Origin of the sequence: Nonomuraea sp. CA-143628, from assembly GCF_050942315.1 — a bacterium.
In the GTDB taxonomy this organism is placed as follows: domain Bacteria; phylum Actinomycetota; class Actinomycetes; order Streptosporangiales; family Streptosporangiaceae; genus Nonomuraea.
The window spans coordinates 13,044,121-13,057,787 of record NZ_CP192072.1; the positions used below are offsets into that span (position 1 = coordinate 13,044,121).

Sequence of the window (13,667 nt, forward strand, 5' to 3'; positions counted from 1 at the left end):
GGCGCGTCCGTCGCGATCCAAGGTCGTGGAAACAGAGCGGAGGGGCTCACCAAGGCCCTACCAGCTAGGGGCACATCGTGAATGGTTCGATGCCGGGCAGGTGGCGGGACCATTCACTGGCGGTGAGCGTACGACCGGCGCGCACGCACAGGGTCGCGGCCACGTGCCGCTCGTCCACCTCGAACACCCGGATCGTGCCGTCGGGGGCGACGGTGTGGAGTTTCGTGCCGTCCGCGGAGAATGCCACCCACCCGCCGTCGGCGCCGTCCGCCGCCTGCTTGCCGTCGAAGACGACGCCCAGCGGTCGCCGGCTCGGCACGTCCCAAAGACGTACGCGCAAGCCCTTCTCGTACGTCGCGATCATGCGCCCATCAGGCGACCAGGCCAGCCTGGTGACCTCGCTGCCTGGCACCGCGGGGAACTCGGCGATTCTGGTCCTGACGTCGCCGTCCCACAGAGTGAGCCGGCCGGGCCCGGAGAAGGCCACCTGCCGGCCGTCCGGGCTGTAGGCGAAGGCGCCGGCGAGCTGCCCGGTGCCCTGTTCGGGAGGCCGGATGACGCCCTTCTCCGGATCGATGAGCTGGAGCGGGTTTCCGGTCACCAGCAGCCGTCCGTCGGGGCGGAAGGCGAGGGCTTTCGCGCCCGTCCCGGTCTCCGCTCGTCGAGATCCGCGTTCGAGGTCCCACAGCTCGACGCGACCGTGCTCCCCGTAGCGCGACACGGCCAGCGTGCGTCCGTCCGGGCTGAACGCCAGCGCCTGGGCGCCCTGCTCGACGCCGCCCCCCAGCTTGAGCCGGGCCGCCACCTTATACCCGGTCAGATCCACGATGTGGACCGTGTCGTCGGCGGCCAGGGCAAGCCGGCGACCGTCGGGACTGAAGGCGGTCGCGCCACCGCCCGACCGGCTGACCGGTTTCATCAAAGCACGGCCCGTCACCGCGTCCCTGACCTCTATCCGGTCCTCCCCGATCGCGGCCAGCACGCGCGTGGAGGGGGCCAGCCGTACGTCGCCGCCCTCGCTGCCGCCACCGATCGGCCGGTCGAAGACCATCGAGACGTCCTCGGTGTGGACGGCGCCGTGTTCGTCCAGATAGCGGACGGCCCGGTCGGCGAGGTCGAAGCGGAGCCCGCCGACGAAGGCGGGCAGGGCCTGGCTGTACACCGTGTCGAAGAAGGCGGGCAGGGCCTCGCCGAACACCGTGTCAAAGGTGGAGCGCCGCTGCAAGGTCAGCCGCTCCCGGTCGCCCCAGTTCGCGATGAAAGCGTCGCCGAAGACGAAACCGGCCTCCGGGCCCACCCCGCCCCCCGGGCCCACCCCGCCCTCCTGGCCCATCACCCCCTCACCGGACGACACCTCGAACATACGGATCCTGCTCGTCTCTCTCGAATTCACCAGCTCCGTGGTCATCATCATCTTGCCGTCGTCGCTGAAGGTGGTCTGGTTGATGACGCCCTTGTCCCGCTCGGGCGGGATCGGCGTCCTCTTGCCACGGCGCAGGTCCCACAACTCCGCGTTATAACCTTTCACCACGTAGCCGAAGCGGCCGTCCCGGCTGATCGCATTGAGCGCGGCTCCCGAGGGCGCGGTGAGCTGCTTACGCTTGGCGACGTCCCACCATTCGGGCAGGGCTTTCGCTCCCCAGGGGATGGCGAGGTAGCGCCCGGAGCCGTCGAAGCTCAGTGTGCCGCCGCCCGATCGCCTGCCTTGACGGGCGATGGGGGCGCCGAGCGGTCTTCCGGTGCGCGTGTCCCACAGCCGTACCCCCTCATGGTCGAGGAGGGCCAGGGTGTGCCCGTCGGGGGCGAGCGCGGCTTGGGACACGTCCGCGCCCACCCCGGACAGCACGCCGATCCGCCGTTGGCCGGTGACGTCCCAGATCCTGGCCGTCCCGCCGTCCACGGACACGAGCACGCGGCCGTCCTGGCTGAGGTTCTGCACGGTCGCGGCCGTGTAGTCGGGGTCGAGGAAGACGGACGTCGCGGTCTGAGAGAGCGAGTCGTAGAGCGCGCCGCGGGTCTCGGGCAGCTCCGAGCTCAGCCGCCAGCCGGCCACGCTCAGCAGCTTCGCGACCTGAGGATCGCTCTGCCGCAGGTCGGCGGCTCGCAGCGCGAGCTCCCGCGCCAGCGCGTCGTCGCGCTGGCGGCTCGACTCCCTGCGCAGGTACTCCGCGGTGCCGAGCCCGCCGAGCGCGACCACGAGCAGCACGGCCAGAGCCGCCGCGACCAGACGGCGTCTCCTCGCCCTCGTACGGGCCAGGCTCACCGCCTCGTCGAGGAACTCGCGTTCGCGCCCTCCCAGCGTTAGGTCCTTGTTCGCGGTGGCGGCCCACTGCAGCGTCCGATCGAGTGCCGAGCCGTGCATCAGGTCGGCCGGTCTTCTGCCGTGCTCGCTCCAAAGCACGGCCGCCTCGGCGAGTCGCCGGTGGACGGGCAGCCCTTCGCGGTTGCCCGCCACCCAGTCGCGCAGCCGGGGCCAGGCGTGCAGGAGGCCGGGCGTGGCCAGTTCGTACGCGGCACCGGACCGCGTGACCAGGCCCGCGGCGCCGAACACGGTGAGCATCGCGTCGACGGCCTGCGAGTCCGGCAGCTCGTCCCTGCCGACGGGCCGGAGCTCGTCGCCGTCGATCATCCGCAGGAACACCTCGGGCGCGGTCGCACGCTCGGCCTCGGTCAGCTCCCCGTAGAGCTCCTCCGCGATCGCGCCCAGATCGGGCTCGGGCCGTCCAGTCAGTACACCCGCCTGCGTAAGGCCGCGTTCGAGCAGGTCATCGCCGCGGCGGAGCGGCGCCTGGCCGCCATGGCCCAGCAGCCGCAGCAGCACCTCCCCAGCGGCCGGCCGCTCCGTGGGATCCCGGGCAAGCGCTGCGGCCACCAACGCATCCAGGGGTTCAGGCAAGCCGCACACGTCCGGCTCGAACTCCATCACCCGCCCGATGACGGCGGCCGGATCCTCCGCCTCAATCACGTCCTTGCCCCGGGCCGCGAACAGCACCACCATCGCCCACGCCCACAGGTCGGACGCCTCGCTCGCGCCCCGCCCCGAGAACACCTCCGGCGGCATGTATCCGGGCGTGCCCATGATCGGCCCGCTGGTCGTCGGCCCCACCTCACGGGCCACACCGAAATCGATCAGGCGCGGTCCGTCCGGCCCCATGATGATGTTGTCCGGCTTGAGATCACGATGCACGATCCCGCCCTGGTGGATGGCGGTCAGCGCGGTCGCCACCCCGATCGCCAGCCGGCGCAGCGCGTCCTTCTCGTATGACCCCGACTCCGCCACCACCCGCCGCAGGCTCGGCCCTGGCACGAACTCGCTGACGATGTACAGCGGCGCCGAATCGACCTGTGCCTCGATCACCTTGGCGGTGCAGAACGAGGCCACCCGCTGGGCCGCCGCCGCCTCCTTGGCGAGTCCGGCGCGTGATTCGGCGCTGTCGTACCTGGGGACCTTGATCGCGACCCGCTCTCCCGCCTCCCCGTAGCCCTCGTAGACGACACCTTGGCCGCCCGCGCCCAGTCGGCCGGCCAGCCAGTAACGACCTAAACGCCGCGGGTCAGATGGGGTGAGCGGAGCTATTGAGCGTGCCATTTCGGGAAACTCCGGATGGGCTGAAGGTCAAGGACATCTGCCGGATGCCGAACACCGGCCCAAGTACGCCGAGAGCGTACGCGCCAAGCTCGAACGCATGGTCGGCCGGGCGTCCTCATCGAACCTACGCGTGAGGTCACTTGGCGTGTGGATAGGCGACCATGGTGTTTGTGGAGTCTTCCCAGAACAGACCATATCCGGAGTAGTCGCCGAAGGGAGCCACGATGTAGTCGCCAGGCCGGACCTGGCCGGTGGCGAGGTCGATGGTGACCCGCGGGTCGGCCTGGTCGGCAGTCGAGGCGCCGATGCCGAAGGCGACGCCGTCATCGGTCACACCGCTCAGATGGACCGGCTTGTCGCGGTCGGTCTCCTCGAAGCAGTGGCCGGTGCCTTTGTCCAAGTCGAAGGCGGTGTGGCCGCGGATGAGATAGCGGCCGTCGGCAGACAGGGAGGCCCCCTTGGAGTCGTCGGCCGTCACGCCCTGATCCGGCGCGCAGTCGACCTTGGCGCGAGCCTTTCCCGTGGCGGGGTCCAGGACGGCCCACGTGTCGTTGGGCACGCCTTCATCGCGCCACTGCGCGACGAGGGAGTCCTTGACCGGGGCGATGAAGAGCTTGTGGTCGCTGTCGGTGGTGAGAGTTCCGCCTGACCAGGCTCCCGGCACCCAGTAGTGGCGGCGGGGCTGGGTGTTGGTAGCCAGCAACGGCCCGCGAGGGGTGACCGCTACGGCCTTGGTCGAGGCGAAACACAGCTTGCACTCGCTGGCTGGGGGTTTCATCTTCCTCAGGTCGTACGTCTTCGTCGCGCCGGTGGCCGGATCCACGGTCACCACCACGTCGTTGTCCATCTGCACCAGCAGTCCGCCACCGCCGTTGGCGACCGCGCCCTCGCCGTCCAGTTCGACATGGTGAGCCGGCTTGACGCCGTCTCCGGCGGCACGGGCCGGGAAGATGTCGATCGTCGTGACCTGCCGGCCCTTGCTGACCACGTCGGCGCCCTGAAAGCCGGACGCGGAGGCGACCAGGTAGTCCTTTCCCCGCACGGTGACCGAGAACGCTGACATCAGTCCGGGACCCTTCACCTCGCTCTTCCACAGACTTTGACCACTGGTCACATCGAGCACGGTGAAGGTGCCATCGTTCTTGCCGCCCTGCCGGAAGACTGCGACCGCCCCGGAGTGCGGCAGGGTGAGCTGGTCCCCCGGCAGGTCCGACTCCCAGCCGCGGGAGGTGTCATAGAGGCTGGGCACCGACAGCTGTGTCTTCGGGGCGACACGCTCAGGGGAGGCGTACGAGGACGGCGTCGGCGTGCCGGTCCGGGGCCCGTGCGACCTTCCCGAGTCATCGCTTCCGGCACCTCCTCCGCAGGAGGTGAGAAGACCGGCAACCACCACTGCCACTATTACGCGCCTGGGCCGATTCACGCGAATCCTCCATGAAAACAGAACGTATCGGGCGCCAATAGATGCGCACCCTTGATCCGGGGTCCCCCACCGGAGGCACCCTCTTTCAACGCCACTCGATGAACGCAGCAGTGTCGCCGAGTGTGGAGAACTTCCCGGTTCGCTCGACCTTCTGGGGCGTGGATCCCGGCTTTGTGTCGCAGAGGTAGTAATTTATCGCGGCCCCCTTCTGGGAGAGAAACGCGAATCTCTGACCGTCGGGGGAGATCACCATGGCGTGATTGCTGTAGTCGTTGCTGGGGACTATGGGCGCTCCAGCCCTCGCCCCCGAGGCGATGTCAAGCGCGGCGAACCTGCCGTCCGCGCTGCACAACACCGTGTCGTTGTCGAGCCAGCCGCCGGTACCACAAGAGACGTATCTGCCCTTGTCCACGAGGTCCGGGCCCACCCCTTGGCCCTCCGCCGGGACTTCCAGGACGCGACTTTCCGCCAGGAGGCGTTTTCCGTCCGGCGAGAGGAAGGCGCTGCCGGCCACCACCGCCCTGCTCGGCGATCTCCCCACCATGATGAGGTTCATGTGGTTGGCAGTCCTGACCTCCAGCTGGTCGATCGCCTTGTGATCCCCGGCAAGCGCCCGGCTCGCGACCCGGTCCTTGGTCGAGATCCCAGGCTGGTCGGTCACCTCGTACGTGAACCAGACCGCGCTCCCGTCCCGTGAGAAGGCCGCGTTTTCCTCGTGCGGAGTGTTGCCGAAGTCCTCGTTCCCGGTCAGATCGGTGAACTTGCCCGCACGGTCGACGTAGCCGACATGAGTCGCCGCGGTCTGCGGGTCCTCGGTGACCACGGCCATCTTCGTGAAATCCTGGTCGAAGAGTGAACCTTTTTCAGGCTCCTTGGCGGGCGCCCTGGTCACAGCATGATCGCGATGCCGGTGTTCGGCCGGTGACATGAAGAAGCTCCTGGTAGACGGGTTGATCACCACAACCCACACCGTCGCAACCAGGAGCTTCAGGTGCTGTTCTACCGTGCCGCCGTCGATTTGTCGCATCAGACCCTGAACTACGTCGCCGGGGTGATCCGGCGCCACCGTAAGTCCATGAGGTCGGTCTGGCGCCGGCTCAACCCCGGTCAGCAGGCACTGCTGGTGCTGGTCTACCTGCGTAAGAGCGAGACGTTCACCGAGCTCGGAGCGGGGTTCGGCGTGTCAACGGCGACCGCGTGGCGGTATGTGGAGGAGACGATCGCGCTGCTGTCGGCCCGCTCGCCCAAGCTCACGGGGGCGTTGCGCAAGGCGAAGCAGGACGGGCTGCACTACCTGGTCCTGGACGGCACGCTGATCCACACCGACCGGGTCAAGGCCGACCGGCCCTACTTCTCCGGCAAGCACCGCGTGCACGGCATGAACGTGCAGGTCATCGCCTCACCGGACGGAACCATCCTGTGGACCTCCGGCGCGCTGCCCGGCAAGGCTCACGATCTGAGCGCCGCCCGGATCTGGGGCATCCTGCGGACGCTGGAGCAGGCCGGGATCATCACCCTGGCCGACAAGGCGTATCAAGGAGCAGAGGGCCCGGTCCGCACCCCATACAAGGGCAAGAACAAGCCCGCCTCCCAGAAGCAGGCCAACCGCGCCCACGCCCACCTTCGCGGCCCCGGCGAACGAGCAAATGCCCAGCTGAAGAGCTGGAAAATCCTCCGCAAGCTACGCTGTAGCCCGTCCAAGGCCGGCCACCTCTGCAAGGCCATCGCCGTCCTTCAGAACCACCGCGTCGCCCAGGCGGCCTGAGGATGAAAAAGAGTCAGTGATCTGATGGCGGCCACATCCCCGGCATCAGCGGGCAGCTCGTCTGGCTCGCACAGTTGTCTCACGGCGGTGTTGGGCTTGGACTTGTCGTACTCGACGATCGCTGTCTCCGGCAGCCGGAAGTCCACATGCGCCAGGTGTTTCCAGCTTTGCGGGTTCCAGCCATCGACGTTGATGACTCCCCCGCTGCCGTTCCCCCGCGAGCAGACAGCCGTTATGACCATGTTCTGCTGGGTGAAGTCGCCACCGGCGCCAGTCTCCGAAGGCCCCTGACCGGTGTCTGCTTCCGGCCCGCGCTCTTCACCGGCCGCTGAACAGGAAACGAGGCTTGCTGCCAGGGCCAGCGAGAAAAGGGTCGCCGCTGCTCTCGACTTATCAGCCATTCGCCTGCCCCCTGTCCAATTTCGGCCCGCTTCGTACAAAGGGCATTGACGTCGTCTCATCAAGTCGCCGATGAAAGCGAGTGGTTCTGAAACAAGGCCGAGCTTGCAGCCCAAGCATTCCTCGGACCCGCCGCCTGGATGAAGGAGATGGCCCCTGGTTCTTGATTCTCACGAGGAGTTCTTCTATGTGTGATCGCGATCGGCGTTCGGCCTGCACGTCTCGTAGTTCGAGTGACGGATGGTACGGAGGTTGTCGATTGACATCCACCCGTACTTGTTCGTCCCCTTCACCCGGCCATAGGCCCAGAGGTTGCCGTGTCGGTTCCGTACCCAGCAGTGGAAGTAGATCACCTGCCCCCTGCGGAGCCTGGTCACGTTCCCGCACCGGTCCATGTAGGGCCCCTTCTTGAGGTTGTAGGAGCCCTTCATTACGCCGTAGCCGCCGTCCAGGTTGGAGATGGAGTCGTCGTACACGGCACATGGAGACGGGGTGGCCGACGCCGTCGGCCCGTTCACGAGTGTCGCCGCCATGATCGCGCCGGTCGTAACCAGCATTCCTACCGTCTTGGTGCCGAAACGCATGTTGCCCCCCTTGTCCTGTTGACCAAACTGGCGATCCACATGGTGCGCCGGACGGTGTTGAGAGCTTGTTGAGGATTTGTTGAGGGGACCGGCATGGGGACGGGCGCAGGCCAGCCCGAGCGCGCCGGTCGATGGCATCACTGTCTCGGGATCGTGGAGTTCAAGGGTCGTCCTGGCCGGATCCGGTGCGAGTCGCAGTTTGGGCTTGGCTTGACCAGGAACCGTCCACCGTCAGGATCGAACTTCGGATTCACCTCGACCACGGCTCGCGACACTGTGAGGATCCGCGATCGGATGGCCAGGCCTTGCCTGTACGACTGCGAGATCCCAGGGAGCCCCACACGCCACACCGAGGGCGGCGGGCCGCCCAAATGACCGGCCGAAGCCGCGCCCAGATGGGGCGAGGCCGACCAGGCCCGCACCCGACTCTCCGAAGCCGAAGACCTTGGTCTCAGCTGTCCCTCATCCACGCCTGACCTGCGGATGTGTGCGCCACGGGAGGAGGACATCTCAAGGACGTAATGTCTATCGCTGTCCTTGATCCGCAGGACGCCGGCATCGGCCCGCAGGCCATTTTCAGAGTTCGATCTGAGGGGTGGGCGCGAGCTGGCTACAGTGGCGACGGCCAGCAGTCAATTGCAGTTAAGGCTGGCCGAAAATCCAGAGGAGAACAGGCATGCGAAGAACCTGGCCACTGGCGCTGATGGCCCTCGCCACGGTTGTCATGGGCGGCGCGACGCCGGCGAGTGGCGACGCGGTCGGTAAGGCAACCAATTCGACGACGGCGACGGCAGCGGTATGCGGCAGCTCGTCGCTGAACGGACCGACCACACCGCCCGCCGGCGCGGTCGTGGTCCCTAAGGGCGACAACAGCGGCGTGGACTTACGCAAGGCGAACACCACGTACTACTTCGAGACCGGCACGCACACGCTGGGCACCGACCAGTACTCCCAGATCATGCCCGGCAACGGCGCGACGTTCATCGGCGCGCCCGGCGCGGTACTGGACGGGCAGCGGCTGAACCTGTACGCGTTCACCCAGCATGCGACCGGCGTCACGATCCGGTACCTGACCATCACCGGGTTCGTCGCGCCGCGCGATCAGGGTGTGGTCAATCACGACTCCGGTGACGGCTGGATCGTGGAGCACAACACGATCCGCGACAACGGCGGCGCGGGGCTGATGGCCGGGGCCACGAACCAGATCCGCGGCAACTGCCTCAAGGACAACGGACAGTACGGCCTGAACGCCTTCAAGGACGGCAACACCATCACCGGCCTGGTTGTGGCGGACAACGAGTTCACCGGCAACAACACCGACGACTGGGAAACCCAGGAGCCCGGGTGCGGATGTACCGGTGGCATGAAGTTCTGGGCGGTGAACGGCGCCGACGTGACCGGCAACTGGGTCCACGGCAACCACGGGCCCGGGGTCTGGGCGGACACCAACAACAACGACTTCCTCATCGAGAACAACCTCATCGAGAACAACGAGTCGCTCGCGATCTTCTACGAGATCAGCTACAACGCCGTGATCCGGAACAACACCATTCGCGGCAACGCCTGGGCCTCCGGTGCCAAGCGGGCAGCGACGGGCGACCCGTTCCCCGAAGCGGCGATCTACCTGTCCGAGGCGGATGGTGAGCCCCGCGTGAAAGCGCGGACCAGCAAGATCGAGATCACCGGCAACCGGCTCGAGAACAACTGGGGCGGAATCACCGCGTGGGCGAACGCCGACCGGTTCTGCAACAGCCCCGCCTCGACGACCAGCGACTGCACGCTGATCGTCGGGCCGAAAAACACCTCACAGTGCTCGGCTCCCGCCATCGCCAGCGAGCCGCTCTACACCAACTGCCGCTGGTGGACGAAGAACGTCGAAGTCCACCACAACACGTTCGCCTTCGACCCCAGTGCCGTCAACGGCGGCTGCCCGACGCAGTACTGCGGGCACATGGCCCTGCTGTCCAACTGGGGCACGTACCCGGACTGGTCCCCGTACAAGGGCGCCGTGATCCAGCAGTCGATCGTCCACGGGTCGAACAACTCCTGGCACGACAACACCTACACAGGTCCGTGGCAGTTCAGGGTCACCGACATGGGCACTCGCATCGCGCCCGGCCAGTGGGTCGGCCCCCAGTACGGCCAGGACGCCGGCAGCACGTTCGACGGCGGCACGCCCACCCCGCCGGCGATCACCGAGCAGGACTTCGAGTCCGGCTCGACGATCTCGCCCTACGCCCCGTGGTACGGGGCCAGTGTCGCGCACCAGACCGGCGGCGCGCATGGTGGCACGGGCTCGCTGCAGATGACCAGCACCCAGTCGGGCGGCAGCGCGGTGGCGCTTGACAACTTCCCCGGCTACAGCGGTGTGGTCGCCGGTACGAGCTACCACGTGTCGCTGTGGTACCGGGAGGCAGTGGCGACCATGCCTGCCGTCACGTGGAACGTGCGGTGGCGCGACGAGTCCGGCACGGTGCTGCGTACCGACGCCATCTCCCTGGCCCAGAAGACCGCCTGGACCGAAGCGGCCGGCACGTTCACCGCGCCCGCGGGCACGACCCGCGTCGACTGGACCCTTGTCTGGAACGCGAGCACCGCCGGGCCCGCGTTCCAGATCGATGATGTGGCGATCCGTCCCGGGGCTTAAGCAAAAGACCTGAAGAACACGAGCCCGGTGGCGGCGCTCCGCCCGCCTTCCTGACACGCTACGCACGAAAGAGCGGCTGCGACACCGAACCCCGTGTCGCAGCCGCTCTCATGGGAGCATCGCCCCTGAGAAGGCGCGTGAAGCACCCACGTCATGCCATTAGCGCTGCAGTGTCAGCACACCCGGCCGGTAGGGCAGGAGACCGTAGTCGCCGCCCGAGCTGGGGGCACGTCCCTGGTAGAGCAACTGCAGATTGCAGGGATCAACGGTCATGGTCTGATCGGGGTTGCTGCGAACCAGATCGCCGTGGCTGATGTCGTTGGTCCAGGTGGCGCCGCTGTTGGCCTTGCCGGCGAAGGGATTGCCCTCGGTCGCGGCCTGCGGTGTCCACGTACCGCTCAGACTGGTGGCCGTGAACGAGCGGAAGAAGCGACCCTGCGAGCCCATCGCCTCGACGAGCATGAGGTATCGGTTCTGGCCCTGGAGCTGGTAGACCTGAACTCCTTCGAACAGATTGTTCGTCGTGTCGCTCATGATCGTCGTCGAGGTCGCGCCGAAACTGCCCGGGAAATTTCCGATGGGCATACTGGCGCGGTAGATCTTGCCGTTGTCCCCGGCGAAGAACAGATACATGTTCGTGCTGTCACCGATGAGTGTCTGGTCGATGGGTCCTGTGCTGGAGCCGGAGATGCTGCCGGAGAAGAGCACCTGCTGCGCTGACCAGCCGTTCGGGTTGGTGGGGTCGCTGGAGGTCCGGTAGGAGAAGGCGGTCCCACCCCACTGGTAGGCGAGCACCCAGATGTTCTTCGGGGCGAAGTAGAAGAGCGTCGGCGCGACAGTCGAAGAAGACATCGTGTTCTGGCCTGCCGAGGCCATGTCGGACCAGTTGGTGAAGAGGCCGAAGTTCATCGAACCCCATTTCGTCCCCGTGTCGTGCGTTGTCGCGTAGACGAGATGCCTGCCGTTGTAGACGACGTTGGTGAAGTCCTTGAGCGAGACCCATCCCGACTTCGGGTTCGCCAGCTGGCCCGTCGATGTCCAGCGGTACGTCGATGGAAGAGCGCACGTGCCGGTCGGCGTCGGTGTGGGCGTCGGAGTCGGTGTGGGGGTGGGCGTGGGGGTGCCGGGGTTGCCACAGGTCACGCCGTTCAGAGCGAACGACGTGGGCACCGGGTTGCTGCCGTTCCACGAGCCGTTGAACCCGAAGCTGGTGCTGCCGCCGGAGGGGATGGAGGCGTTGTAGGAGACGTTGGTGGAGGTCACCGACGAACCGGACTGGCTCTGGGTGGCGTTCCAGATCTGGGTGATCTGCTGGCCGGCGCCGAAGGACCAGGTCAGCCGCCAGCCGTCGACCGTGTCACCGAGGTTGTTGATGGTGACGTTGGCACCGAAGCCACCCTGCCAGCTCGAACTGATCGTGTAGTCGACCCGGCAGGCCACGGCGGCCTGGGCGGGCTGTGTGATCAGCAGACCGGCCCCGGCCAGCAGGACCGCGATGGCGCCGATCACCAGGCCACGGCGCGAGACCCGCCGGGGCGGCGCCGCGGCCGTGACGGCGGAGGGGTGCGCCGGCCAGGGCAGACGCATCCTCATTCTCCTCATCATCATGTCCGGCCTCCGTCAAGGGCTGGTGCAGGTGGCGGTCGGGGTGGCCGCGGTTCCGTTCGCGGTGAACCCGAAGGTCGTCGATCCGCCGGCGGCGATGGAGCCGTTGTAGGCGGCGTTGCGTACGGTGACGCTGGAGCCGGACACGCTCTGCTGGCCGTTCCACAGGCTGCTGATGCTCTGCCCGCCGGGCCAGGTCCACCGCACGGTCCATGCGCTGATCGCCGCACCGCCCGCCTGGACGGTCACCGTCGACTGGAAGCCGCCCTGCCAGCTGTTGGTCGTCGTGATCGTCGCCGCGCACCCGTCCGGAATCGGGGTCGGAGTCGGAGTCGGTGTCGGGGTGGGGGTGGGGGTGGGGTCGGGGCCGCCTGGCGAGGCGGCGTTGAGGGCGTTGAGGACCGCGTCGTAGGCGGGCTTCTTGTTGCCGCCGCTGAACAGTAGTGGGGTGTCGCCTGATCGCCAGGAGTCCTGGTCGCGTACTCCCCATACCGTGATGCCGGCGCAGCGGGCTACCGCCAGGCAGTCGTTGGTCACGGCGGCGTAGGTCTGGGCGGAGGCGCCTTGGATGTCGAGCTCGGTGATCTGCACGTCCACTCCGAGGGCGGCGAAGCTGGAGATGGTGGTGCGGTAGTTGCTGTTGTAGGGGCTGCCGCTGTTGAAGTGCGACTGCAGGCCGACGCAGTCGATCGGCACGCCGCGCTGCTTGAAGTCGCGGACCATGGTGTAGACGGCCTGTGTCTTGGCCCAGGTCCAGTTGTCGATGTTGTAGTCGTTGTAGCAGAGCTTGGCGGCCGGGTCGGCGGCGCGCGCGGTGCGGAAGGCCACCTCGATCCAGTCGTTGCCGGTGCGCTGCAGGTTGGAGTCGCGCCGCCCGCCTCCGCTGTCGGCGTAGGCTTCGTTGACCACGTCCCAGGCGTAGATCTTGCCTTTGTAGTGGGCCATGACGCCGTTGATGTGGTCGATCATGGCCTGGCGCAGGCTGCTGCCCGACAGCGACTGCATCCAGCCGGGCTGCTGGGAGTGCCAGGCCAGGGTGTGGCCGCGCACCCGCTTTCCGTTCTGCACGGCCCAGTTGTAGATGCGGTCGCCGTTGGTGAAGCTGAACTGGCCCCGGTTGGGCTCGGTGGCGTCGATCTTCATCTCGTTCTCGGCCGTCACCATGTTGAACTCGCGGCCGGCGATGGTGGTGTACTGCGAGTCGCCGAGCTTGCCCGCGCTGATGGCGGCGCCGAAGTAGCGCCCGCTCTGCGCGGCGGCCGCGCCGAGCGTACTCGCCGCCGCTCCGGCCGGCATGGTCGGTACGATCACCGCGGTGACCACGCCGAGGACGCCGACGGCGGCGGCGATCAGCACCCGCGGGCTCCTGAGAGGCCGCGGCGGAAGTATGGCTTTGATCCCCATGACTGGCTGCTCCAGACTGAATCACGAAAAAAGCGGACACGCGGGGGTCACCCCGCACGATCGACGCCGCGTTCCGTGATCAGGGAACGCACACCACAAGGGCATCGCGAACGGCGGTCCTCACCGCGCACCACCACGAGCAGGAGGAAGCCGCCTTGGGCCACAGTTTGGAAACCACGCCGAAATGTGTCAAGGTTTTGGCGAAAGTTTCAGAGCGACGCGCTCGCCGTCAGGGGCGGCGATCCCTGATA

At 67.4% G+C, this 13,667-nt stretch carries 9 protein-coding genes; 2 read left to right on the plus strand and 7 right to left on the minus strand.

Annotated elements, in window-relative coordinates; all coding sequences use genetic code 11:
- Positions 1 to 64 precede the first annotated feature (64 nt).
- From ACQP2T_RS59510 to ACQP2T_RS59520, 3 genes are all read right to left on the minus strand, one after another.
- Complete coding sequence (locus ACQP2T_RS59510; protein ID WP_433513471.1) at positions 65 to 3,589, minus strand: protein kinase domain-containing protein; 3,525 nt, start codon at positions 3,587 to 3,589, stop codon at positions 65 to 67.
- A 136-nt stretch (positions 3,590 to 3,725) separates the two neighbouring features.
- Complete coding sequence (locus ACQP2T_RS59515; RefSeq protein WP_433513472.1) at positions 3,726 to 4,838, minus strand: hypothetical protein; 1,113 nt, start codon at positions 4,836 to 4,838, stop codon at positions 3,726 to 3,728.
- Positions 4,839 to 5,097: 259 nt separating this feature from the next.
- Positions 5,098 to 6,039, minus strand: a complete 942-nt coding sequence (locus tag ACQP2T_RS59520) for a hypothetical protein (RefSeq protein ID WP_433513473.1) — start codon at positions 6,037 to 6,039, stop codon at positions 5,098 to 5,100.
- Between ACQP2T_RS59520 and ACQP2T_RS59525 the strand changes: the two genes are divergently transcribed.
- A complete protein-coding gene (locus tag ACQP2T_RS59525) occupies positions 6,004 to 6,777 on the plus strand; it encodes a transposase family protein (RefSeq protein ID WP_433510935.1) in 774 nt (257 codons plus the stop codon). The genes ACQP2T_RS59520 and ACQP2T_RS59525 overlap by 36 nt on opposite strands.
- Here the strand turns inward: ACQP2T_RS59525 and ACQP2T_RS59530 are convergent.
- Together ACQP2T_RS59530 and ACQP2T_RS59535 are read right to left on the minus strand one after the other, a co-directional pair.
- Positions 6,747 to 7,178 (minus strand): hypothetical protein, encoded by a 432-nt coding sequence (locus ACQP2T_RS59530; protein ID WP_433513474.1) that lies wholly within the window; start codon positions 7,176 to 7,178, stop codon positions 6,747 to 6,749. The genes ACQP2T_RS59525 and ACQP2T_RS59530 overlap by 31 nt on opposite strands.
- Positions 7,179 to 7,361: 183 nt before the next feature.
- Complete coding sequence (locus ACQP2T_RS59535) at positions 7,362 to 7,760, minus strand: hypothetical protein (RefSeq protein ID WP_433513475.1); 399 nt, start codon at positions 7,758 to 7,760, stop codon at positions 7,362 to 7,364.
- A 676-nt stretch (positions 7,761 to 8,436) separates the two neighbouring features.
- Between ACQP2T_RS59535 and ACQP2T_RS59540 the strand changes: the two genes are divergently transcribed.
- On the plus strand, positions 8,437 to 10,407 hold the full coding sequence (locus ACQP2T_RS59540) for a right-handed parallel beta-helix repeat-containing protein (RefSeq protein WP_433513476.1): 1,971 nt from the start codon (positions 8,437 to 8,439) through the stop codon (positions 10,405 to 10,407).
- Positions 10,408 to 10,566: 159 nt separating this feature from the next.
- Here the strand turns inward: ACQP2T_RS59540 and ACQP2T_RS59545 are convergent, their stop codons facing one another.
- Together ACQP2T_RS59545 and ACQP2T_RS59550 are read right to left on the minus strand one after the other, a co-directional pair.
- The gene (locus tag ACQP2T_RS59545) at positions 10,567 to 11,994 is read right to left on the minus strand and encodes a non-reducing end alpha-L-arabinofuranosidase family hydrolase (RefSeq protein WP_433513477.1); all 1,428 of its coding nucleotides are present in this window, start codon (positions 11,992 to 11,994) and stop codon (positions 10,567 to 10,569) included.
- Between the two features lie 33 nt (positions 11,995 to 12,027).
- A complete protein-coding gene (locus tag ACQP2T_RS59550) occupies positions 12,028 to 13,368 on the minus strand; it encodes an endo-1,4-beta-xylanase (RefSeq protein ID WP_433513478.1) in 1,341 nt (446 codons plus the stop codon).
- Between the last annotated feature and the right edge of the window lie 299 nt (positions 13,369 to 13,667).

Bases quoted from the DNA above. Each gene is read 5' to 3' on its own strand.
- ACQP2T_RS59510 (WP_433513471.1), bottom strand. From the start codon at position 3,589: ATGGCACGCTCAATAGCTCCGCTCACCCCATCTGACCCGCGGCGTTTA.
- ACQP2T_RS59520 (WP_433513473.1), bottom strand. From the start codon at position 6,039: ATGCGACAAATCGACGGCGGCACGGTAGAACAGCACCTGAAGCTCCTG.
- ACQP2T_RS59530 (WP_433513474.1), bottom strand. From the start codon at position 7,178: ATGGCTGATAAGTCGAGAGCAGCGGCGACCCTTTTCTCGCTGGCCCTG.
- ACQP2T_RS59535 (WP_433513475.1), bottom strand. From the start codon at position 7,760: ATGCGTTTCGGCACCAAGACGGTAGGAATGCTGGTTACGACCGGCGCG.
- ACQP2T_RS59540 (WP_433513476.1), top strand. From the start codon at position 8,437: ATGCGAAGAACCTGGCCACTGGCGCTGATGGCCCTCGCCACGGTTGTC.
- ACQP2T_RS59545 (WP_433513477.1), bottom strand. From the start codon at position 11,994: ATGCGTCTGCCCTGGCCGGCGCACCCCTCCGCCGTCACGGCCGCGGCG.